23 protein-coding genes are annotated in these 21,304 nt (G+C 52.3%); 19 read left to right on the top strand and 4 right to left on the bottom strand.

From position 1 onward, the window contains the following. Window positions 1–110 precede the first annotated feature (110 nt). The 10 genes from RW092_RS06170 to rnc all read left to right on the top strand — a co-directional run bounded on the left by RW092_RS06170 (window position 111) and on the right by rnc (window position 7,983). A complete protein-coding gene (locus tag RW092_RS06170; RefSeq protein WP_410055515.1) occupies window positions 111–638 on the top strand; it encodes a YceD family protein in 528 nt (175 codons plus the stop codon). A 59-nt stretch (window positions 639–697) separates the two neighbouring features. Beyond that, window positions 698–871 carry a 50S ribosomal protein L32 gene (gene rpmF, locus RW092_RS06175; protein WP_009222962.1) on the top strand — a complete coding sequence of 58 codons (174 nt, stop codon included), beginning with the start codon at window positions 698–700 and terminating at the stop codon, window positions 869–871. Window positions 872–1,128: 257 nt separating this feature from the next. Continuing rightward, on the top strand, window positions 1,129–1,725 hold the full coding sequence (fapR, locus tag RW092_RS06180) for a transcription factor FapR (RefSeq protein ID WP_028537792.1): 597 nt from the start codon (window positions 1,129–1,131) through the stop codon (window positions 1,723–1,725). Continuing rightward, complete coding sequence (gene plsX / locus RW092_RS06185) at window positions 1,709–2,695, top strand: phosphate acyltransferase PlsX (protein ID WP_316009789.1); 987 nt, start codon at window positions 1,709–1,711, stop codon at window positions 2,693–2,695. Before fapR ends, plsX begins: the two co-directional genes overlap by 17 nt. After that, window positions 2,696–3,694 carry a beta-ketoacyl-ACP synthase III gene (locus tag RW092_RS06190; RefSeq protein ID WP_009222965.1) on the top strand — a complete coding sequence of 333 codons (999 nt, stop codon included), beginning with the start codon at window positions 2,696–2,698 and terminating at the stop codon, window positions 3,692–3,694. It abuts the gene before it with no gap. Between the two features lie 74 nt (window positions 3,695–3,768). Continuing rightward, window positions 3,769–4,707, top strand: coding sequence for an ACP S-malonyltransferase (fabD, locus tag RW092_RS06195; RefSeq protein ID WP_016312476.1), 939 nt, complete (start codon window positions 3,769–3,771; stop codon window positions 4,705–4,707). Window positions 4,708–4,850: 143 nt separating this feature from the next. Continuing rightward, the gene (gene fabG / locus RW092_RS06200) at window positions 4,851–5,600 is read left to right on the top strand and encodes a 3-oxoacyl-ACP reductase FabG (RefSeq protein WP_085169023.1); all 750 of its coding nucleotides are present in this window, start codon (window positions 4,851–4,853) and stop codon (window positions 5,598–5,600) included. 71 nt (window positions 5,601–5,671) lie between these two features. After that, on the top strand, window positions 5,672–5,905 hold the full coding sequence (gene acpP, locus RW092_RS06205; RefSeq protein WP_009222968.1) for an acyl carrier protein: 234 nt from the start codon (window positions 5,672–5,674) through the stop codon (window positions 5,903–5,905). A gap of 127 nt (window positions 5,906–6,032) precedes the next feature. Beyond that, the gene (fabF, locus tag RW092_RS06210) at window positions 6,033–7,271 is read left to right on the top strand and encodes a beta-ketoacyl-ACP synthase II (RefSeq protein ID WP_028537790.1); all 1,239 of its coding nucleotides are present in this window, start codon (window positions 6,033–6,035) and stop codon (window positions 7,269–7,271) included. Between the two features lie 13 nt (window positions 7,272–7,284). Continuing rightward, complete coding sequence (rnc, locus tag RW092_RS06215; protein WP_016312474.1) at window positions 7,285–7,983, top strand: ribonuclease III; 699 nt, start codon at window positions 7,285–7,287, stop codon at window positions 7,981–7,983. A gap of 118 nt (window positions 7,984–8,101) precedes the next feature. On the opposite strand, the gene RW092_RS06220 is transcribed toward rnc, so the two are convergent. Next, window positions 8,102–8,380: a hypothetical protein gene (locus RW092_RS06220; RefSeq protein WP_316009790.1), complete on the bottom strand. Its 279-nt coding sequence runs from the start codon at window positions 8,378–8,380 to the stop codon at window positions 8,102–8,104. Between the two features lie 179 nt (window positions 8,381–8,559). Here RW092_RS06220 and RW092_RS06225 point away from each other — a divergent pair, with 179 nt between their 5' ends. Then, complete coding sequence (locus tag RW092_RS06225) at window positions 8,560–8,718, top strand: hypothetical protein (protein WP_157273275.1); 159 nt, start codon at window positions 8,560–8,562, stop codon at window positions 8,716–8,718. 2 nt (window positions 8,719–8,720) lie between these two features. On the opposite strand, the gene RW092_RS06230 is transcribed toward RW092_RS06225, so the two are convergent. The 3 genes from RW092_RS06230 to RW092_RS06240 all read right to left on the bottom strand — a co-directional run bounded on the left by RW092_RS06230 (window position 8,721) and on the right by RW092_RS06240 (window position 12,447). Further along, window positions 8,721–9,137 carry a hypothetical protein gene (locus RW092_RS06230; RefSeq protein ID WP_316009791.1) on the bottom strand — a complete coding sequence of 139 codons (417 nt, stop codon included), beginning with the start codon at window positions 9,135–9,137 and terminating at the stop codon, window positions 8,721–8,723. 128 nt (window positions 9,138–9,265) lie between these two features. Next, entirely contained in the window at window positions 9,266–10,459 is a 1,194-nt protein-coding gene (locus tag RW092_RS06235) for a transposase (RefSeq protein ID WP_316009795.1), read from the bottom strand. A 575-nt stretch (window positions 10,460–11,034) separates the two neighbouring features. Further along, the gene (locus tag RW092_RS06240; protein WP_316009792.1) at window positions 11,035–12,447 is read right to left on the bottom strand and encodes a serine hydrolase domain-containing protein; all 1,413 of its coding nucleotides are present in this window, start codon (window positions 12,445–12,447) and stop codon (window positions 11,035–11,037) included. 179 nt (window positions 12,448–12,626) lie between these two features. On the opposite strand from RW092_RS06240, the gene smc reads away from it, so the two are divergent. The 8 genes from smc (at window position 12,627) to rimM (ending at window position 21,304) form a co-directional block, all read left to right on the top strand. Then, on the top strand, window positions 12,627–16,199 hold the full coding sequence (gene smc / locus RW092_RS06245) for a chromosome segregation protein SMC (protein ID WP_316009793.1): 3,573 nt from the start codon (window positions 12,627–12,629) through the stop codon (window positions 16,197–16,199). Between the two features lie 161 nt (window positions 16,200–16,360). Further along, complete coding sequence (gene ftsY, locus RW092_RS06250) at window positions 16,361–17,368, top strand: signal recognition particle-docking protein FtsY (protein ID WP_028537786.1); 1,008 nt, start codon at window positions 16,361–16,363, stop codon at window positions 17,366–17,368. 103 nt (window positions 17,369–17,471) lie between these two features. Further along, complete coding sequence (gene trhA / locus RW092_RS06255) at window positions 17,472–18,119, top strand: PAQR family membrane homeostasis protein TrhA (protein WP_316009794.1); 648 nt, start codon at window positions 17,472–17,474, stop codon at window positions 18,117–18,119. 182 nt (window positions 18,120–18,301) lie between these two features. Next, complete coding sequence (locus RW092_RS06260; RefSeq protein ID WP_028537784.1) at window positions 18,302–18,655, top strand: putative DNA-binding protein; 354 nt, start codon at window positions 18,302–18,304, stop codon at window positions 18,653–18,655. A gap of 50 nt (window positions 18,656–18,705) precedes the next feature. Then, complete coding sequence (gene ffh, locus RW092_RS06265; protein ID WP_016312468.1) at window positions 18,706–20,082, top strand: signal recognition particle protein; 1,377 nt, start codon at window positions 18,706–18,708, stop codon at window positions 20,080–20,082. Between the two features lie 39 nt (window positions 20,083–20,121). After that, window positions 20,122–20,394, top strand: a complete 273-nt coding sequence (gene rpsP, locus RW092_RS06270; RefSeq protein WP_009222977.1) for a 30S ribosomal protein S16 — start codon at window positions 20,122–20,124, stop codon at window positions 20,392–20,394. 22 nt (window positions 20,395–20,416) lie between these two features. Continuing rightward, window positions 20,417–20,647 (top strand): KH domain-containing protein, encoded by a 231-nt coding sequence (locus tag RW092_RS06275; RefSeq protein ID WP_009222978.1) that lies wholly within the window; start codon window positions 20,417–20,419, stop codon window positions 20,645–20,647. Between the two features lie 138 nt (window positions 20,648–20,785). Continuing rightward, window positions 20,786–21,304 (top strand): ribosome maturation factor RimM, encoded by a 519-nt coding sequence (rimM, locus tag RW092_RS06280; RefSeq protein ID WP_016312467.1) that lies wholly within the window; start codon window positions 20,786–20,788, stop codon window positions 21,302–21,304.

The following is a 21,304-nucleotide window of genomic DNA, read 5'->3' on the forward strand; positions in this document are numbered from 1 at the left end:
TTCGATGTGAGTGAACCGATGCCTCTTTAGTAACATTTTAACTGAGTGATCGCGTATTGTTGACAAAACTTACTTAAAATCGGTATAATAACTTTTGTTTGTTTGGAGTGATGCTGATGATTATTCATTTACGTCAGGTGAACTCGTCCGGAGCTCCGGTGAAGATTCATCAAGCCTTGGACGTAAACCATGTCGTTAAAGGTCGCAGGGACATTACCGCGATCAGTCCGCTTCAGGTCGATTTGCAGGCGGAAGCCGCAGGCGGAGACGTTGTCGATGTCAAAGGCCAGCTGACTGCAGAGCTCGATATGACCTGTTCCCGGTGTCTGAAGCCCTTGAAGCAGGTCGTGCAAGCGGAGTTTTCAGAAAGCTTCAAACAAGGCGACGATCCCGAGACAGACGTACAGGCGCAGGAAGAAGACGATGACTTGCATTATGTCGCCGACGACAAAGTCGATCTCGTGCCGTACGTGGAAGAGACGCTGTTGCTTCATCTTCCGTATGCCGCTCTGTGCGAGGAATCTTGCAAAGGGCTGTGCCCGGTTTGCGGAACGGATCGGAACGAGCGGGATTGCGGCTGCAATACGGATAAGATCGATCCGCGACTCGCAGCGCTCGGCGATTTTTTCAAAAAATAAGCAAGTAAACAAGAAATAAAGCCCCGGTTAGGGTTGACTTGAATAAGGAGGTGGGAACCATGGCAGTACCTCAACGGAGAACGTCCAAAACGCGCCGCGACAAACGCCGCACGCATTTCAAATTGGCTGTGCCGGGCATGGTAAAATGTGAACAATGCGGAGAATTGAAGCTTGCTCACCACGTTTGCAAAGTTTGCGGAACTTACAAATCTAGAGAAATTATTGGCCAATAAGCTTAAAGTAACAACTCAAAGTAGTACTTCATTTCGATGAGGTGCTATTTTTTTTGTCTTTGTTGTTGCCGCCTCCCGTGCCGCCTCCCGTCAGGTTTATGGCAATTTCGCTTTTCTTTTGGGACGGGATGCTTTATACTACATTTTAGTACCAGGTTCTAAAGAATAGCTTCGCCAACTATTACATATAAGGGAACGTTGATATTATAGATAGACCATCATTGCTTGCTGAAGAGGGGGGGATACCCATCGAACGTTTGCCGAAGCGGGCGAGGCAGCAACAGCTCGTCCAAATGATAGAAGCTAACCCGTTTATTACGGACCAAGAGCTGACCCGTCAGCTGAAAGTCAGCATTCAGACAATCCGTCTTGACCGCATGGAGCTGGGCATCCCGGAGCTCCGGGAGCGGATGAAGCTGATGGCGGAACGGTCGTATGACCAGGTTCGTTCCTTGCCGCTGCATGAGGTCATCGGGGAGATCGTCGATCTGCAGCTGGACAAGAGTGGGATCTCCATCTTTGAAATCCGTGAGGAGCATGTGTTCTCCCGGACGGGGATCGCCCGTGGACATCATGTGTTTGCCCAGGCGAACTCCTTGGCGGTGGCTGTGATCAACGACGAAATCGCTTTGACATTCTCTGCAGACATCCGGTTTATCCGTTCGGTGCATCTCGGTGAGAAATGCATTGCGAAAGCTTATGTCAGACCCAATTCCGGCCAAAAAGGCAAAGCGAAGGTTGAGGTCTTTACTTACGTAGGCGAAGAAATGGTATTCCAAGGGAATTTCGTCATCTACCGGTCCACCGGAGAGGACACTTCAGAAGGAGGAAGTCAGCATGAGAATCGCCATTGATGCGATGGGCGGAGATCACGCGCCGCAGAGCACGGTCGAAGGTGCACTGGCCGCAGCCAAGGAATGGAGCGATACCGAAATCATTCTGGTTGGTAATGAGCAAGTGCTGAAGCCGATGCTGCAAGGAGCGCCGGCAAATTTACGAATTTATCACGCGTCCGAAGTGATCGAAGCGGAGGACGAGCCGGTTAAGGCGGTTCGCCGCAAAAAGGACTCTTCGATGGTTGTCGCCGGACGGCTTGTCCGCGAAGGGGAAGCGGAGGCGATGATCTCCGCCGGCAACACCGGTGCATTGATGACCACGGGTCTGCTGGTGGTCGGGCGGATGGAGGGGATCGAGCGGCCCGCGTTGGCGCCGATGATCCCGACTGTTGACGAGCGTGGAGTGTTAGCGCTCGACCTCGGTGCCAACATGGACGCCAAGCCGGAGCATCTGGCGCAGTATGCGCTGATGGGCAGCATCTATCGCGAGAAGGTGCACGGCATCAACAAACCGCGGGTGGGTCTGCTGAATGTCGGCACCGAAGCGAAGAAAGGAAACGAGCTCACCAAAGCGGCTTTCCCGTTGCTTACGTCGATGCCGATCAACTTTGTTGGGAACGTGGAAGCCCGGGACATCTTGACCGGAGCTTGCGACGTGCTGGTGTGTGACGGCTTTGCGGGAAATATTTTGCTGAAATCGCTGGAAGGTACGGCGGGCACGATGTTCTCGATTCTGAAGAAGGAATTTTCGAAATCGTTGAAGAACAAGCTGGCTGCAGCTGTGTTAATGCCGTCGCTGCGCGGCTTGAAGAAGACGCTTGATTACAAGGAGCATGGCGGAGCGCCGCTTCTGGGATTAAGCGGGTTGGTCGTGAAGGGACATGGCTCCTCTGACGGAGGGGCCATTAAGAACGCTGTACGCCAAGCGCGAACGGCGCTGCAAAGCAAATTGACGGAGAGTATAGCACGTGAAATCAGCGGGGAGTGAATGACGATAGTGACAAAATTACGTTCGGTTGGAATTATCGGGACCGGGAAATACGTTCCGGAAAAGGTGCTGACGAATGCCGATTTGGAGAAAATCGTAGATACGAACGACGAATGGATCGTTTCGCGTACAGGAATTAAAGAACGGCATATCGCCGCACCGGACCAAGCGTCCTCCGACTTGGCTTATGAAGCGGCCGTTCGGGCGTTGGATTCTGCGGGTTTGCGGGCTGAGGAGCTGGATTTGATCATCGTGGCTACAATTACCCCGGACATGGCGTTCCCTTCGACCGCCTGCATTTTGCAGGATAAGCTCGGTGCGAAAAAGGCGGCCGCCTTTGATTTGTCCGCTGCTTGCTCGGGGTTTGTCTACGGGATGGCCGCCGCCAACGGATTCATTCAGACCGGAATGTACCGGAATGCACTGGTGATCGGTGTGGATACCTTGTCCCGCATCACGGATTATACGGACCGGAACACTTGCGTCTTGTTTGGGGACGGAGCCGGGGCTGTCGTTCTCGGCGAGGTGCCGGAAGGCCGCGGGTTCTTGTCCTTCGATCTCGGCGCGGAAGGGGCCGGCGGTGAGTTGCTGAAGCTCGAAGCGGGCGGTTCCCGGCTTCCGGCTTCGGAGGCGACTGTGGCGGATCGCAAGCATTACATTTATATGAATGGCCGCGAGGTGTTCAAGTTTGCCGTACGCGTGATGGGAACGGCAACCGAAGAAGTGCTGCGCAAAGCAGGGAAGACCAAAGAGGACATCGATCTCTTTGTCCCTCACCAGGCGAATATCCGAATCATCCAATCGGCGAGAGAGCGTCTGAATTTGCCGGAAGAGAAGTGCGTGATCAATGTGGATAAATACGCCAACACTTCGGCGGCTTCGATTCCGCTGGCGCTGGTTGAAGCAGCAGAGGATGGACGCATGAAGGAAGGCGACACCATCCTGCTCGTTGGCTTCGGAGGCGGACTAACCTGGGGAGCATCCGTGCTCGTGTGGTAATCTAGGCGATCGCCATTCGGATACGCGAGAATGGATGGACATTCACCGGACTTTTACGATAGGGAGTGCACAGGATGGGCAAAATCGCTTTTGTTTTTCCGGGACAGGGTTCCCAAAGCGTTGGAATGGGCAAGGATATATATGACGCGCTGCCGGAAGCACGGGCGCGGTTCGAAACTGCAGATGAGCAGCTGGGCTTCAAGCTCACCGATCTGATCTTCGGCGGACCGGACACGGAGCTGAAGCAGACGGCCAATACACAGCCGGCGCTCTTGACGACTAGCGTGGCGCTATATGAGGCATTTGCCGCCAAAGGCGTTCAACCGGATTATGTTGCCGGTCACAGTCTGGGCGAATACAGCGCGCTGACCGCAGCCGGTGTTCTTCACTTTGAAGATGCCGTGAAGCTTGTTCGGGCGCGCGGCGAATTTATGGAGCAAGCGGTGCCGGGCGGGCAAGGCGCGATGGCAGCCGTCCTTGGCGGCGAGCGTGACGCACTTGCTAAGCTGTGCGCCGACATTACTGCTGGCGGTGCGCTGGTTGAGCTGGCGAATGTGAACTGCCCTGGGCAGATTGTGGTCTCGGGAAGCCGAGAAGGGGTCGACCTTGTTATTGAACGGGTGAAGGAAATCGGAGCCAAACGGGCGATCCCGCTGGAAGTCAGCGGTCCGTTCCACTCTTCTTTGATGAAGACGGCTGCGGAACGGCTCGGCGAACGACTGGCTGCGGCTTCGTTTCAAGATGCCAAGGTGCCGGTGGTCGCGAACGTGACAGCTCGCCCCGTTCAAAACGGCGTAGAGATTGCCGAATTGCTGGTTCGTCAAGTGTATTCCCCAGTGCTTTGGGAGGACAGCGTGAGCTGGCTCCTGTCCCAAGGTGTGGATACCTTCGTAGAGATCGGACCTGGCAGTGTCTTAACCGGTTTAATCAAGAAAATCGATAAATCGGCGCGTCTGTTTAACGTCAGCGGATTGGACAGCCTGGAACAGACGGCTGCAGCTTTCGCTGAATAGGTAATAGCTCGATTTAACCTTCGGTTTTACCTCGCCGCAAAGGTGCCGTTTGGCGCAAAGAATGGCGATAGGATCATAGAGGCAAACTAGAGCTTTGATTTTTTAAATGCTTCGCATATGTTAGGCGAAAGGAGATGAACCGTATGAGCAAACCGCTGCAAGGGAAAACCGCTTTGGTCACGGGAGCTTCTCGTGGAATTGGCCGCAGCATTGCACTTGCTTTGGCTGAGGCGGGAGCTGATGTCGTTGTCAACTATGCGGGAAATGAAGAAGCCGCCGCCCGCGTCGTTTCTGAAATTGAGGCGCTTGGTGTGAAATCCTACGCGGTAAAAGCCCATGTAGGCAACAGCGAGCAGTTTGAGGAAATGGTGAAATCCATGCTGGATTCGTGGGGCCGGATTGATATTCTCGTGAATAACGCAGGGATTACAAGAGATAATTTAATTATGCGTATGAAGGAAGAAGAGTTTGATCAAGTCATCGAGACGAATCTCAAAGGCGTATTTAACGGCATCAAAGCCGTAACCCGCCCGATGATGAAGCAGCGCTCGGGACGAATTATCAATATCTCTTCGGTGGTTGGCGTGCTCGGCAATGCGGGCCAAGCGAACTATGTCGCTGCCAAAGCCGGGGTGATTGGCTTGACCAAATCTTCAGCACGCGAGTTGGCTTCGCGCGGGATCACCGTGAATTGCGTCGCTCCCGGATTTATCGATACCGATATGACGGGCGAGCTTCCGGAGGAGTATCGCCAGAAGCTGCTGGCGGATATCCCACTGGCCCGCTTGGGACAACCTGAGGAGATCGCCAGCGTGGTTCTGTTCCTCGCCTCGGACAGCGCGGCATATATGACCGGTCAGACGCTGCACGTAGACGGCGGAATGTACATGTAAAAATCACGCCTTTCGCTTCTATGGCATTTTAACTTCAAATCTCTTATAATACCAAAGAGGAGGTGAACCGGATGTCCGATATCTTGGATCGCGTAAAACGCATTGTTGTGGATCGCCTCGGCGCTGATGAAGCCGAAGTGACCCTGGAAGCGTCTTTCAAAGACGACTTGGGTGCGGATTCGCTTGACGTAGTTGAGTTGGTCATGGAATTGGAAGATGAATTCGATCTGGAAATTTCCGACGAAGATGCAGAGAAGATTACGACTGTAGGTGAAGTTGTAAACTACATACAATCTCATACCTAATGTCATCCAAAAGTCCCGTACCTCCTACATAGCAGGCGGGACTTCTCCTCATCTTCAGCTCTTCAAGCATTCGTGCTTAAGACTTAGAATGATTAGTACACATGAAGTCCATACGAGGTGAATGTGTTTGAAGCATAGAGTAGTAGTTACAGGAATGGGGGTCGTGACCGCGCTTGGACAAGACCTTGATACGCTGTGGAATAACCTTGTTCAGGGGAAGTCTGGCGTTTCAAGAATCGAAGCGTTTGATGTCAGCGAATACCCGACGCAAATTGCCGCCTCCGTGAAAGATTTTAATCCAGAGGATTATGTGGACCGGAAGGAAGCGCGGAAGATGGACCGCTTCGTGCAATTTGCCGCCGCTGCGGCGGTCAGCGCCATGAAAGACAGCGGCCTCACCATCGGTGAGACGGCCGATCCGGAACGGGTTGGCGTGATGATTGGTTCAGGGATCGGCGGTCTTGGAACTTGGGAAGACCAGCACAATATTTTGCTGGAGAAAGGTCCAAAACGCGTCAGCCCATTTTTTATTCCGATGATGATTGCGAATATGGCATCGGGCCATGTATCGATCATGTTTGGAGCGAAGGGTCCGAACACGACGGCGGTGACTGCGTGCGCGACCGGAACTCATTCCATCGGCGATTCGTACAAGCTGATCCAGCGGGGAGATGCCGATGTGATGATTTGCGGAGGCGCGGAAGCAACGATCCGTCCGACCGGTATGGCAGGGTTCTGCTCGATGCGGGCGATGTCGACCCGCAACGACGAACCGGAGAAGGCCAGCCGGCCGTTCGATCTGGAACGAGACGGTTTTGTCATGGGCGAAGGCGCCGGGATTCTGATTTTGGAATCGCTGGAGCATGCACAGAAGCGCGGTGCTAAAATCTACGGTGAAGTGATCGGCTACGGCTTGAGCGGAGACGCTCACCATATGACCGAGCCGGATCCGAACGGGCCGGAGCGTTGCATGAAGATGGCGATCCGTGATGCCGGGATTGCGCCGGAAGAAGTGGATTATATCAATGCCCACGGGACATCGACTCCGGTTGGTGACCGCTCGGAGACGATTGCGATCAAGCGGGCGTTTGGCGACCATGCTTATCAGTTGGCGGTCAGCTCGACGAAATCGATGACCGGTCATTTGCTTGGGGCTGCCGGCGGAGTGGAAGGTGTCATCTGCGGGCTCACCTTGAAGCATGGCATCATCCCGCCAACGATCAACTTGGAGCATCCGGATCCAGAATGTGATCTGGACTACGTTCCGAACGAAGCCAGACGTGCGGATGTCCGCGTCGCGATGTCCAACTCGTTTGGATTCGGTGGACACAATGCCACGATCATCATGAAGAAATACGAAGCATAAGGGGTTAAGTCCGGTGAATGGAGATCTGAAGCAGTTACAGCAAAAACTTGAACTGGTATTCCAAAATCGGCAGCTTCTGAAACAAGCCTTCACTCATGCGTCATACGTGAATGAGCATCGCTTCAGTCAATATGAGGATAACGAACGGCTGGAGTTCTTGGGCGATGCCGTTCTCGAATTGACCGTTTCGGAGCATTTATATCGGTTATTCCCGGATCGTCCTGAAGGCGAGCTGACCAAATTGCGCGCCGCGATCGTCTGTGAACCGTCGCTCGTGAAATTCGCCGAAAACCTGGAGTTTGGCAAATACGTCCTGCTAGGCAAAGGCGAGGAGTTGACGGGTGGGCGAACTCGTCCTGCTCTGCTCGCGGATGTGTTCGAATCCTTTATTGGCGCTTTGTACTTGGACCAGGGCCTGGAAGCAGTTACTGCGTTCCTTCATCGCCATGTATTCCCTAATTTGACCCTTGATGGCAAGCTGTCAACCGGCGACTTCAAAACGGAGCTGCAGGAGCTGACGCAGCATCATGGCATGGGCACATTGGAATACCGGATCATTGAAGAACGGGGACCGGCCCATGAGCGCGAATTCGTTGCGGAGGTCCGCATGGATGGGCGTCCGCTTGGCCAGGGTACTGGCAGATCCAAGAAGGAAGCCGAGCAGCAGGCCGCCGCCGTGGCGCTGGAGTTGCTTAAGAGCTCTGAGCTTTGAACATTGCATGAGAAGTGAATATGGAAGAGAAGAAGGCATCCCAAGATTGATCAGGGAGGCCTTCTTCTCTTAGATCAGACCGATCGTGCTGTTAGTTACTTTAAACCACTGGAGATATTCAATCCTTATCGGTTTTATTTTGTTCTGAGTGATTTATTTTTGAGGTACAACATTGAGTATCTACTGTGGGGATCCCACTTAATGGGTCAAATTGATACAGGGAAATATAAAGTCTCCGTAATTCTTGTAACTGCACGGCTAGCTCCAATCCGAACTTAAAAAAAATTTCCTTTTCCTTTTCAGAAAAATCTTCACAGACACAGTTGGCATAAGAAATTACGGCGCCGTGAACCGCCTGAATGCTTTTTAATAGTTTATGTCTACATAAACTTGACATAGAAATGTTCTCCTTTAAGATGATTTTGAAATAGAATATAATGTTACGTAATAAAAAAATAAAACGGATAAGACATCATACTACTATTTTGAAGTTCATTCATTACAAGAAGAACCTGAACAACAGCTTTTCTTAGGAAAGCGTATTGCTCAGGTTCTGTTCAAAAGAGGTGAAAGAGAGTGAATAAGTTTGTTTATGATAACGATTTGGACTTTATAAATGCTAAATATACTCTGTTTTGTTTTTTGTCATTTATTACAATGCGAAAGATTTTACGTTTAGAAGAAAAAAAGCGCCAACTGAAGCAAAGAATAGAAGAAGCTAAAAATATAAATTAGTATTATGTGGGTATCCCGCCGTCAATAGGAAAGCAATCTGTTTCACACGTTTTAATATTATTGGTGCACATATTGATACACAAGCTAGGTTTTATTTTAGCTGCAGCGCATGCAATAAGACAAAATTCATTTAGCTCAGGTACATATTTACAGTTGTATTCCCTCCATTCTTGGCCAGGAGGACAAGATGAGGCTGTATTTGCAGCAGGAGTGAAGTTGTTTTGCTTATTATCATCTACCGCTAATTTTTTTTCTTTGCCTGTGAAGTGATTTTCTATTACATTCCCCGATTGATTCAGAAGTGTACTTTTCGTTGTTACTTCCACTAGTTCATCATTTTCGTTATAAGACAGGACAAAAAGTTCAGGTTTACTTTTAGCAGATAAGATTAAATACTTAGTATTTTTATATTTGAGCATTTTGCATAATTTCATTTTCGAGAAAAAGACAACAGATTTATATGGCCTGTGGTTGGCTTCAATATCATGATGTGATGGCTTTTGGAAAAATGGGCAGACCTGCAGAATTTTCGTCTATGCCGAAAAATTTAAGCTGCGGCTTTGCTTGAATGCCTAACCATGGCTAGTGCAGAAGCCAGCAATACAATGGCGTTAAGGTACTGGTGCGTTGTGACTTTCCGGATTCCCCACACGTGCATCGCATCGGCAGTTAGATAGGTTTTCAAGCGGGAATTGCATCGTTCCACGCTAGTTCGTTCGTTGTACAGTTCTTTCCAACGCTTGCTATCCCGATGCGGTGTGGAGTAGCGGCGTAGATCACTGGTTATATCCACCTTAACGACCATCCCATAATTGGAAGACGAACAAGCGGCCATTCCGAGCGGACAGTCTACCTTGCCTGTAGCATGGGGACAACGGAATTTCAGAACATCACCATCCGCTCCCCAATAGATCATCGGAAACCCCATGGAGCAGCAAGGCGTTCCGTTCGACATCATGCCGGCAGGAGGCTCTTTCTCATTGCGAAGATTCATCGGGATGATCGCCTGTGCGTTCAAATTCCGGGCTGCCTCATAGTTTTTTAGTTGGTCATACCCAGCATCGAGGACAAAGAAGCTGACCTTGGTTTTTGCCGCGACTTGTTCCATCAGATCTGGCGCCATATCGCCGTCATGGACATGAGCCGGTGTCACGGCGAGCGCCATCGGCAGTTCGCTTTTGGTATCGACGGCGAGATGAAGTTTGTAGCCAAACCACTTCACCTTATTGCCGAAGGAGTCGAACTTGGCACCCCAGTTTGCATTGCCCGTGAGCTCGCTTTTACGTTTCGGCTGTTTCTTCTCATAAGCATGGATCGCGGCACTATCGATGGCCACATGACTTCCGTCGATGATGCCTTCTTGCTTGCAGCGTGTGACCAGATCCTCAAAAAGTCGCTTGGCCAGGTCTTTACTCGTCAAATCGGCAAATACGCGGCTCAACGTTGCCATGGAAGGAGCCTCCCGATCAAGGCGAAGTCCGCATTGATAGCGAAAACGAAGATCCATATCCAGCCGGCGATGCAGGCCAGTGAACGTACTGATATTCTCTAGCGGAGCTGCAAGCAAAGCCCGAAGAATTCCTTGTCTGCAATGACCGTCAGCGCCTCGGGGGGAACGGCTTCTCAGTTCTTTGGCGTAGGGACGTAGATCAAGAGCGCTGAAAAAGATAGGCAAACGTTCTTTGGATTCAAGTTTTTGCAGTTCCTCGAAGGAAAACAGACTTTCTTGGAGAATATACAAGGTGACTTCCTCCATTCTTGAAGTTTTGGGTTTAGTCACTTGAAAACTTCTCCAAGTTGGGGTGAAGTCCCTTTTTTATCCCTAGAAATCCTTGTGCCATAGGTACTCAGAATTCTGCAAAATGCTCATTTGTAAAGTTGAGGACTATTTAGTTCGAGTGAAACCCCCTTGTCTTGTAAAAAGTTAGTTGCGCTTTTTATTCTTGGTTCTTCAACTTGCAGTTTAATTAACTTATTGTTTTCCATCCTAAATCCCACCTATTGATTATTGCAGGTGAGCTTTCCCTAGGATATAAATCCAAGATAACTGTATCCCGCAGTTTCCAGATTTAAGAGAAATTCATCTGCAAGATTAATATATTGATATACTTAACATAGTGTTACAAACGAAAACGAAAATGAAAATGAACACTATGTCTAGTTGATCTTACTACTAAGTATGAAGAAGGGGATTATAAGTATTGAGAAAAATTCAATGTTCTGTTTGACTTTGATCTAAAAGATTAAATTGTAACATTCTAAAATAGAAGAAATTCCTAAGCTTAGTTATGTTTCGTTCAGAGGCTCTGTTAAGATTTACGGCAACTGCATCCTGAGCTCGGTCATCAGCGTCAACGTATCCATGCCGGCGTGGTTGCCGAGCAGGATGATCGTATACCCGCCGCCGAGCTCCCGGGACATGCCGGTGGCGTAGCCGGTACCGCTGCCATTGTGGAAGACGCGTGTTGTCCCGTTTTCCTGCTGAATCATCCAGCCGTAGCCGTAATTTTTCTCAGAATACGGGGTGAACATTTGGTCGATTGACGCTTGGCTAAGTACGCGTTCCGTTTCAAATGAGGCGATCCACGTCAACATGTCGTTGGCAGTGGAGTATAACGTGCCGGTCCCGGATTGTGAGATATAAGGGCCGGCCGGCGCCCAGAGTTGGTCCCCGGCACTAACGTAGCCCTGAAGGACCGGAATCGAGGGCTTCGCTTCGCCGGTGTCTTTTAAACCCAGCGGCTCCCAAATGCTCTGCTTCAGATATTCCCCATAACTCATCCCCGAGGCTTTCTCGATGATCCCTGCCAGCACGACATAACCGCTGTTGCTGTACATAAATTTGCTGCCCGGTTCACTCAGCAGCGGTTTGGAGCGGATCGCTTCGATGGTATCTTGCAAGGACATGCCCGCAACACGTGGAAAGTTGGGGTTGATGCCGGACAGGTGGGATAGCAGCAGGTGAATAGTAATCCGATCCCCACTAGGAAAACCGGGGAAATACGACTCTAATGTATCGTCTAGGTGAAGCTTTCCCTCCTCCGCGAGCTTCATGACGGCCGCCGCCGTAAACGATTTGGTCAGCGATCCAATGCGCGACTTTTGATCGGCCCGGACGAGCTGGTTATCGCCGTCATATCCGTACCCTTTGCGCAGCAGGATCTGGTCACCTTTAGCAATCATTGCGATGCCGGAGTACTTCTGGGCTTGCAAATAGCGGTCAGCTACCTCGGTTTCCGAAGAACGGATTGTCGCTGCGTCCGGGGTCAAGGCAACGTGCATCGTTCCTGACATTGCCACGGCATCCACCTCAGCCTTCAGCACTTCGGCTAAAGCCCGCAAAGGCACCAAGGTGACGCCGCCTTGATCTAACGAATTTACGCCGATCCGGAGCGGGTTGCCGTTGACGCTGAACAGATCCGTACCCGTGCGGTGCAGGATCGTGTCCCCGTGTACCCGAAGTTCGGCAGCACGTTTCGTAGTATTCCATCGTACTTCTGCACCCAGGTATTCCGCCGCTTCACGCAAAGGGGCATAGGTCACGCCGCGATAAATGAGGGGCTTGGTTGTCCAGGCAACGGATTGCCCCCCTACGGTCACAGTTACGGATTTCCCCGCCTGCGTCTGCGAAGCGGAAGCCACTGGCAGTCCCGGCGATCCGAGGGAAGCCGTCCCAAGGCATACAGATATCATGATGCCGGCCAGGCGGGAAAGTTTTTTTATGCTCATCAATGTTGCTCCTTTTACCGATATAAGAGGTTGGATTTTTTTCTATCACACTAGCAAAAAGTGCCTTAAATTTCAAGCGAATGAGAGAAGCGTCATGCCGCGCAATCTTCCGCGACGGATAGCCTGTCCTCCAGGGCTTGGGGTATGTTACAATAGTCGGTAGAGGTGATCGTGAACGTATGTTTTTGAAACGGATAGAGTTAGCGGGCTTCAAATCGTTCGCCGATAAGACGGAGATGGAATTCGTCCGCGGAATTACCGCCGTGGTTGGACCTAACGGCAGCGGTAAGAGTAACATCTCCGACGGGATCCGCTGGGTGCTCGGGGAGCAAAGCGCCAAGTCGCTGCGCGGCGGGAAGATGGAAGATATCATTTTTGCCGGCAGTGACGCGCGCAAGGCCGTGAATTACAGTGAGGTATCGCTGACATTGGACAACACCGATCAAGCGTTGCCGCTTGACTTCAGCGAAGTGACGGTGACCCGGCGAGTCCATCGCAGCGGCGACAGTGAATACTTCATCAACAAGCAGCCCTGCAGGCTGAAGGATATCACCGAGCTGTTTATGGACACGGGGATCGGGAAGGAAGCGTACTCTATCATCGGGCAGGGCCGGATTGAGGAAATTTTGAGCACACGCTCGGAGGACCGCCGCGGCATTTTTGAAGAGGCTTCGGGGATTGTGAAATACAAGAGCCGCAAACGCGACGCCCGCCGCAAGCTGGATGAAACCGAGCAGAACCTGCTTCGCATCAACGACTTGGTGTCCGAGCTGGAGGATCAGATCGAGCCGCTGAAGGAGCAGTCGGAGAAAGCCCTGAAGTACAAGGAATTGCGTGAGCAATTAAAAAATAAAGAAATTTCGCTATATGTGCATCAGATCGAGCAAATCCATGAATCGTGGAGCGAGGCCAACGCCAAGCTGGCCAAGCTGCAGGAGGAGCAGCTGGCGCTGTCGACCGTTGTTTCCGCGCATGATGCCAAATTGGAGAGCGACCGGCTGGCCCTTCGTCAGGTTGAGGATCAAATCGAACTGCTGCAAAGTCAGCTGCTCGAATACAGCGAAAGCTACGAGAAAAGCGAAGGCTACGGCGAAGTGCTGAAGGAACGCGCTAAAAATCTGACTCAAAATCGCGAGCAGTTGCTTCAATCGCTGGAGATTAGTGAAGAGCGGTTCGCCCAGCGGCAGCAGGAAAAGGAGCAGCTGGCAGCCAAATTCGCCGCAGCGGAGCAGCAGCTTCATGAACTGCGTAATGAGCTGGCGGCCGAAGAGGCGAAGCTGATCGGGGTGACCGGCGGCATCAGCCAAGCGCAGGAGGACGGCCTGAAAGGCCAACTGCTGGACATCATGAACCAGATGGCGCAAGCGCGCAACGAGATCCATTATGCTGAACAGCAGAAGGAAAGCGTGAAACGCCGGATGGAACGCGCGGAAGAGGAAGGCGTCAAATGGACGGAGGAGCTGGAACGGCTCAAAGCGCGCAAGGCTGAACTGGAGAAGGTGCTAGACAAGCTGGGCAAAGAGATTGCCGATTTGCGCGGACAGTACATCCAGGAAAGCGAACGGGTGAATTCGCTGCAGAAGCTTGTGGAAGAAAGCCAAAGCAACATCCGCAAGTGGGAACAGAAGCGCGAAGCGTTGGTTTCCCGCCGCGACACGATGAAGGAGATGGAGGACGACTACGACGGGTTTGTCTTGGGCGTTAAGGAAGTGCTCAAGGCGGCCAAACGGTCGACGTTGTCCGGTGTCCACGGTGCTGTCGCGGAGCTGATTCGGGTGCCGGAGAAGCTTGAAGTCGCCGTAGAGACGGCGCTAGGCGCTGCGATGCAGCATATCGTCATGGAAAACGAAGCGGTGTCGCGGCAGGCGATCGCCTTTCTGAAGCAGCGGCAGCTGGGCCGAGCGACCTTCCTTCCGCTCGACGTAATTCGTCCGCGCCAGATTTCCGCAGCGGACAAACGTCTACTGGAGGAAGCGGACGGATTCATCGGCATTGGAGCCGATCTGGTGGGCTACGAGCCGAGGTATGAGAACATTGTCGGCAGCTTGCTCGGTAATGTCGTCTTTGCCAGCGATCTGGAGCGGGCGAACAAAATGGCCGCACGGCTGCAATACCGCTTCCGGATCGTGACGCTGGAAGGCGATGTCGTGAATGCCGGCGGTTCGATGACCGGGGGCAGCCAGCATCGCAAGAACAGCAACCTGCTGGGGCGTAAACGCCAGCTCGACCAGCTTGCCGGCGATATTCGCGAAAGCGAGGAAATGCTGGACAAGCTGCGCAAAGGGTTGGCAGACGTACGCAGTCAGCTGGCCAAGGCCGAAAGCGAGTTAACGCGACTGCGGGAAGCCGGCGATGCCAAACGGGTAGAGGAGCAAGAATGCGCCGGTGATTTGAAACAGATCGACCACGAATGGCGCCGTGTCTCCGAGCAGTTTGAGCTCTATGGCCAGGAGAAAGGCCACTACCTGAAAGAGCTCGAGGAGCTTGAAGCGACAAAGACCGCGGCGGAAGCGCGACTCGTTGAGCTGGAGAAAGAAGAGCAAACGGTGCAGCAGTCGATCCGGGCAGCCGAGTTCGCGCGTAAAGCTAGCGAATCGGCCAAGGAGGAGCTGCAGGATTTGCTGACCGGGCTCAAGGTCCGGGAAGGCAAGCTGGATCAGGAATGCCAGTCGCTGCGTGAGCAGCTGCGCCGCGCGGAGGAAGAGTTCAAGGTGCAGGAGCGTGAGCTGGGGCAGACCCGCACGATCCTGCAGTCGATTGAAGCGGACCTGAAGCAAAACGAGGAGCAGACCGTGAAGCAACGGGAAGAGCTCAACGACTTTAAGCTGAAGAAGGAACGGGCCAGCGAACAGCTGGAGCTGGAACGCGCTTCGCGCGCCGTGCTTGTGAAGAAGCTGGAGGAAGGCGAAAGCGAAACGAAAGAGCAGCGGCTTGGGCTCAAGGCCGTAGAGGAGCAGTTGCGCCAGACAGAAATCCAGGCGAACCGCCTCGACGTGGAGCTGGATAACATTCTGCGCAAGCTGTCTGAGGATTACGAGCTGAGCTACGAGCTGGCGAAGCAGCGTTACGCCGTGCCGGAGGATGTGCCGCAGACCCAGGCCGACGTGAAGGAGCTGAAGCGGCAGATCACGTTGCTTGGGGAAGTGAATCTCGGCGCGATCGAGGAATACAACCGCGTGTCGGAACGTTATCAGTTCCTCAGCGAGCAGAAGAATGATCTCGTCGAAGCGAAAACGACGTTGTACCAGGTAATCCGCGAAATGGACGAGGAGATGTCCAAACGCTTCAAAACGACGTTTGACGCCATTCGCCGCGAATTTGTGATCGTCTTCTCGAAGCTGTTCGGCGGCGGGCGGGCGGATTTGATCTTGGTCGATCCGGACAACCTGCTGGACACAGGGATCGATGTGGTGGCTCAGCCGCCGGGCAAGAAGCTGCAAAACCTGCAGCTGCTCTCCGGCGGGGAGCGGGCATTAACAGCGATGGCGCTGCTGTTTGCGATTTTGCAGGTGAAGCCGGTGCCGTTCTGCGTGCTCGACGAGGTCGAGGCGGCGCTGGACGAAGCCAACGTGGTCCGTTTTGCCCAGTACTTGCGCGAATTTTCGGAGCAAACCCAGTTTATCGTGGTGACTCACCGCAAAGGCACGATGGAAGAAGCCGACGTGCTGTACGGGGTGACCATGGAGGAAGGCGGCGTATCCAAGCTCGTGTCGGTGAAGCTGGAGGACGAAGAGACGGTCGAAATCGCTTAAGCGAACAAAACATGTTTAATACAACTTACGGTGGCTTGGGGGTCAAGATGACAGCTTGGCTCTCCTGCCACGTTTTTGTGTCTACGTGGTCCGGGAAAATTGCTTGGGCCTCTGCCGTATGAGATAATTGAGTTCGAAGTGATGAAGGAGGATATATTCCTATGAGTTTCTTTAAGAAACTGAAAGAGAGCATTGCATCTAAAACGGAATCCGTAACGAAACAGTTCCGGGACGGGCTGGAGAAAAGCCGGAAAGGCTTTGTTGAAAAAGTGACCGAGCTCGTAACCCGGCGCAAAAAAATCGATGAGGAATTTTTTGAAGAGTTGGAGGAAATTTTGATTGGCGCCGACGTTGGCGTGAACACGGTTATGAAGCTGATCGATGATCTTCGCGCCGAAGTAAAGCAGCGCCGGATCGAAGACGCTTCGGAGCTGCAGCCGCTGCTCTCCGAGAAGCTAGTTGAGCTGCTCCGCGGAGACGAGGACAGCGAAATGCATTTGAACCCGGACGGGATCAGCGTTATTTTGTTCGTAGGCGTTAACGGCGTCGGCAAAACGACGACGATTGGCAAGCTGGCCCATTACTATAAGCAGCAGGGCAAAAAGGTGATTCTCGCCGCAGGCGATACCTTCCGTGCAGGGGCGATTGAGCAGCTCGAAGTTTGGGGTAAACGCGTTGGAGTTGATGTCATCAAGCAACAAGCCGGTTCGGATCCGGCAGCGGTGATGTTCGACGCGGTTCAAGCCGCCAAGCAGCGTGGGGCCGATATTCTGCTGTGCGATACCGCGGGACGGCTGCAGAACAAGTCGAACCTGATGGAGGAGCTGAACAAGATTTACCGCGTCATCCAGCGCGAAATTCCAGGCGCTCCGCATGAGGTGCTGATGGTGCTTGATGCAACAACAGGGCAAAACGCGCTTAGCCAAGCCAAGCTGTTTGGCGAGAAGAGCGGCGTGACCGGTCTCGTGCTCACGAAGCTGGATGGCACGGCCAAAGGCGGTATTGTCATCGCCATCCGTCAAGAGCTCAGCCTTCCGGTGAAATTCGTTGGACTAGGCGAGAAGATGGAAGATCTCCAAAAATTCGATTCCGAGCAATTCGTGCATGGGTTGTTTGCCGGCTTGATTGCTGAGGAGGAAGAAGCTGAAGGGGAACCCAATGAGGCTTAATTGGGCAAGTCCCAGTAACACATTGCGGGGTTCCTTCGTATGATGCTCATAGGCAAACGCCCGGCAAGACAAACTAATCAAGAGAATTTTAGGAGGTGACAGGATGGCCAATACACATACGTATGACCGCCGTGAGGAAATTGCCAACGCGATCACTCACGGCATCGGCGCCTTGCTCAGTGTAGCAGGATTAGTGCTGTTGATCGTTTTTTCCAGCATGAAGGGCACAGCTTGGCACGTTGTCAGCTTTACAATATATGGTGCAAGCATGCTGCTGTTATACCTGTGCTCGACCCTCGTGCACAGCTTCAAGGAAGGGAAACTGAAGGATTTGTTCGAATTTTTCGATCATTCCTCGATTTACATTTACATCGCGGGGACGTATACCCCGTTTCTGCTGGTAGCCGTTAGGGGACCGCTCGGCTGGAGCCTGTTCGGTACTGTTTGGGGGATCGCGCTGCTAGGCGTTGTGTTTAAAGCCTTTTTCGTCAAAAGATTCCTGTTCATGTCGACGTTTTTCTACTTGATTATGGGCTGGTTAATCGTGATCGCCTGGGGTCCGCTGACTGCAGCGATGCCGCATCAAGGGATTGTCCTGTTAGTTGCAGGCGGGCTGTCGTATACGCTGGGAACGATCTTTTATGTCTGGCGGGGATTTCCTTATCACCATGCGATCTGGCATCTGTTCGTCCTCGGCGGCAGCGTAACGCATTTCTTTGCGATCTTGCTGTATCTCTTGCCAAATCATTAAGAAGCTGAAGCGTCAAGCCGCTTTCCGAAGCATCGGGAGCGGCTTTTTTGCATCAAAATGCGTCTCTGGCTATGTTCAAAACTGATGTTAAGGAAAAGTGCTTGACATCCATCTCGGCATTCGGTATCATAGGAAAAGTTGATGCCTGTAAAGTGTTTTTCCTTGACGGAGGGGGTGCCCAGATGAGTCAGGAGAATAGGCTGGAGAAGACAAACCGGATCAACCTTTTGTTTGACTTCTATGAAGCGCTGCTGACGGAGAAGCAGCAGACGTTCTTGAAATATTATTTTCTCGATGATTTCTCGCTGGGCGAAATTGCCGCTGAGTTCGAGATCAGCCGTCAGGCGGTATATGAACATATTAAACGGGCGGAAGGCATGCTGGAGACGTACGAGGAGAAGCTGGGCCTGCTGAAGAAGCACGAAGCGCGGAGCCACGTGTTGTCCCAATTAGGGCAGCTGGTCGAAGCCAGCGACATGTCCCCGTTACATAAAGAAACGGCAAGAAATTTGCTTCGCGAGGCGGAGCAATTGTAAGATGACTATAGGAATACGGAACGATCTTATAGAGATGGAGGTGACGAGGTATGGCATTTGAAGGTTTGACAAGCCGTTTGCAGAGCGTATTCAGTAAGCTTCGCGGTAAAGGGAAAGTGTCCGAGGACGATGTAAACGAAGCGATGCGTGAGGTTCGACTCGCTTTGCTGGAAGCGGACGTCAACTTTAAAGTCGTCAAGGAATTCATCGCGAAGGTGAAGGAGAAGGCGATCGGCAAAGAGGTCATGGACAGCTTTACGCCGGGCATGGTCATCATCGATATCGTCAACAAAGAGCTGACCGAGCTGATGGGCGGAAGCCAAGCTAAGCTGGCTCGCAGCAATCGGCCGCCAACAGTCGTGATGATGGCGGGTCTGCAAGGGGCCGGTAAGACAACAACATCGGCGAAGCTGGCCAAGCTGCTGCTGAAGGAAAATCACCGGCCGCTGTTGGTTGCAGGGGACATTTACCGTCCGGCGGCAATCAAGCAGCTGCAGGTGCTCGGCGAGCAGATTAAAGTGCCGGTGTTTACGTTGCCAGAGGGCAACAGCCCGGTTGAAATTGCCCGTCAGGCGTTGCAGCATGCGAAGGATAACGGCAACGACTATGTCTTGATCGATACCGCAGGCCGGCTGCATGTGGACGAAGAACTGATGGAGGAGCTGCGGCAAATCCATGAGGTGACGAACCCGGACGAGGTCTTGCTCGTGGTGGATGCCATGACAGGTCAGGACGCGGTTAACGTTGCGGAGAGCTTCAATCAGCAGCTGACGCTCACCGGGGTCGTGTTGACTAAGCTTGACGGCGATACCCGCGGCGGTGCAGCGTTGTCGGTTAAGGCGGTCACCGGCTGCCCGATCAAGTTCGCTGCGTTGGGCGAGAAGATCGATGCGCTGGAGCCGTTCCATCCGGAACGGATGGCGTCGCGGATTCTGGGCATGGGCGACATGCTGTCGTTGATTGAGAAAGCTCAGGCCAACATTGACGCGGAAAAAGCGAAGGAAATGGAACGGAAAATGCGCAATGCAGAGTTTACGTTCGAGGATTTCCTGGAGCAAATGGAGCAAGTGAAGAAGCTGGGCCCGCTGGATCAGCTTATGGACATGATTCCTGGCATGGGCAAGATGAAGCAGATGCAGAACGTCAAGGTGGACGAGAAGCAAATGAGCCGGGTTGAGGCCATCGTGCATTCGATGACCAAAGAGGAGAAGCAAAATCCCGATATGATCAATCACAGCCGGCGCAAGCGGATCGCCGCAGGCAGCGGAACCACACTCGCCGACGTCAATCGCTTGATCAAGCAATTTGACGAGATGCGCCGTGTGATGAAGCAGTTCTCCGACATGATGGGGCCGAAAGGCAAAGGCAACAAAATGTTGAAGCAATTAAGCAAGGCCGGTAAAGGGATGAGATTCCCTTTCCGTTAATCTAAATGCAAGGTTCATTCTTAAAAGGAGGTGAATTTCGTGGCAGTTCGTATTCGTTTGAAACGTATTGGTGCTCATAAAGCTCCTTTCTACCGTATCGTGGTTTCGAATTCCCGTTCCCCGCGTGACGGTCGTTTTATCGAGGAGATTGGTTACTACAATCCGGTTGCAGAGCCGGCTGTAGTTAACATCGATGAAGAGAAAGCGTTGAAATGGCTCCAAGACGGTGCACAAGCATCCGATACCGTTCGCAATCTGCTGAGCAAAGCAGGCGTTATGAAGAAATTCCATGAGCTTAGACAGCAGAAATAATTGCTGATTCGGAGGGTCGTAAATGGAACAATTAGTCGGCGTTATTGCGAAGGCTCTTGTTGATCATCCGGACGACGTGCGCGTAGATGTCGTGGAGAAGGACCATCTGATTGTGTATGAGCTTTCCGTACATCCCGACGATGTAGGGAAGGTCATTGGCAAGCAGGGGAGAATCGCCAAGGCGCTGCGCACCGTCGTAGCATCGGCAGCGGTCAAGATGGATAAGCGGGTCACCGTGGATATCATGTCTTGAACGTTAACTTCATAATGATAGACGAAACCGGGTTAGGATGTTTGTCCTAGCCCTTTTTCGTACATGCTGAAGCAGAAGGATCCTGGCAGTTGGGACAAGCTGCGAGTATGATGAGGAGATAGCACTTGGGAGGTTAATATGTCGGATTCATTGTTATCGGTAGGCAAAATCGTAAATACGCACGGGATACGTGGGGAGCTTCGCGTGCTGCTGCAGACGGACTTTCCGGAGGTGCGCTTCGCACCGAAGAGCCGGCTTCTGATTGTTCATCCCGAAACGGGGGAACGGCTGGAGGTCACCGTGCAATCGGCGCGGCCGTACAAACAGATGTATATTGTTAAATTTGCCGAATTCTCCAATATCAACGATGTGGAACGGTTTAAAGGCCGCGACTTGAAGGTGAGCAAGGCGGAATCGGTTGAGCTTCCGGAGAACGAATATTATTTCCATGAAATCATCGGCTGCAGCGTGGTTTCCGATGAGGGGGAAGAGTTGGGTGAAATCGTGGAGATTCTGCGGCCCGGCGCGAATGATGTATGGGTTGCCAAGCTGCCAAATGGCAAGCAGCTGCTGCTTCCGGTCATTGATGACGTGGTGTTGGACGTCAATGTGAAGGAGAAAATCGTTACTGTGCATTTGATGGAAGGACTGTTGTAG

The sequence above is a fragment of the Paenibacillus sp. 3LSP genome (assembly GCF_032465655.1).
In the GTDB taxonomy this organism is placed as follows: Bacteria; Bacillota; Bacilli; order Paenibacillales; family Paenibacillaceae; genus Fontibacillus; species Fontibacillus barengoltzii.

What these genes read in the sequence shown, in the direction of transcription:
- RW092_RS06170 (WP_410055515.1), top strand. Translation starts at nt 111, where the DNA reads ATGCTGATGATTATTCATTTACGTCAGGTGAACTCGTCCGGAGCTCCG.
- RW092_RS06275 (WP_009222978.1), top strand. Translation starts at nt 20,417, where the DNA reads ATGGAACAATTAGTCGGCGTTATTGCGAAGGCTCTTGTTGATCATCCG.
- RW092_RS06240 (WP_316009792.1), bottom strand. Translation starts at nt 12,447, where the DNA reads ATGAGCATAAAAAAACTTTCCCGCCTGGCCGGCATCATGATATCTGTA.
- RW092_RS06260 (WP_028537784.1), top strand. Translation starts at nt 18,302, where the DNA reads ATGAGTCAGGAGAATAGGCTGGAGAAGACAAACCGGATCAACCTTTTG.
- fabD (WP_016312476.1), top strand. Translation starts at nt 3,769, where the DNA reads ATGGGCAAAATCGCTTTTGTTTTTCCGGGACAGGGTTCCCAAAGCGTT.
- plsX (WP_316009789.1), top strand. Translation starts at nt 1,709, where the DNA reads ATGAGAATCGCCATTGATGCGATGGGCGGAGATCACGCGCCGCAGAGC.
- ftsY (WP_028537786.1), top strand. Translation starts at nt 16,361, where the DNA reads ATGAGTTTCTTTAAGAAACTGAAAGAGAGCATTGCATCTAAAACGGAA.
- rpmF (WP_009222962.1), top strand. Translation starts at nt 698, where the DNA reads ATGGCAGTACCTCAACGGAGAACGTCCAAAACGCGCCGCGACAAACGC.
- ffh (WP_016312468.1), top strand. Translation starts at nt 18,706, where the DNA reads ATGGCATTTGAAGGTTTGACAAGCCGTTTGCAGAGCGTATTCAGTAAG.
- trhA (WP_316009794.1), top strand. Translation starts at nt 17,472, where the DNA reads ATGGCCAATACACATACGTATGACCGCCGTGAGGAAATTGCCAACGCG.
- RW092_RS06230 (WP_316009791.1), bottom strand. Translation starts at nt 9,137, where the DNA reads ATGCTCAAATATAAAAATACTAAGTATTTAATCTTATCTGCTAAAAGT.
- RW092_RS06220 (WP_316009790.1), bottom strand. Translation starts at nt 8,380, where the DNA reads ATGTCAAGTTTATGTAGACATAAACTATTAAAAAGCATTCAGGCGGTT.
- acpP (WP_009222968.1), top strand. Translation starts at nt 5,672, where the DNA reads ATGTCCGATATCTTGGATCGCGTAAAACGCATTGTTGTGGATCGCCTC.
- smc (WP_316009793.1), top strand. Translation starts at nt 12,627, where the DNA reads ATGTTTTTGAAACGGATAGAGTTAGCGGGCTTCAAATCGTTCGCCGAT.
- RW092_RS06190 (WP_009222965.1), top strand. Translation starts at nt 2,696, where the DNA reads ATGACGATAGTGACAAAATTACGTTCGGTTGGAATTATCGGGACCGGG.
- fabG (WP_085169023.1), top strand. Translation starts at nt 4,851, where the DNA reads ATGAGCAAACCGCTGCAAGGGAAAACCGCTTTGGTCACGGGAGCTTCT.
- rimM (WP_016312467.1), top strand. Translation starts at nt 20,786, where the DNA reads ATGTCGGATTCATTGTTATCGGTAGGCAAAATCGTAAATACGCACGGG.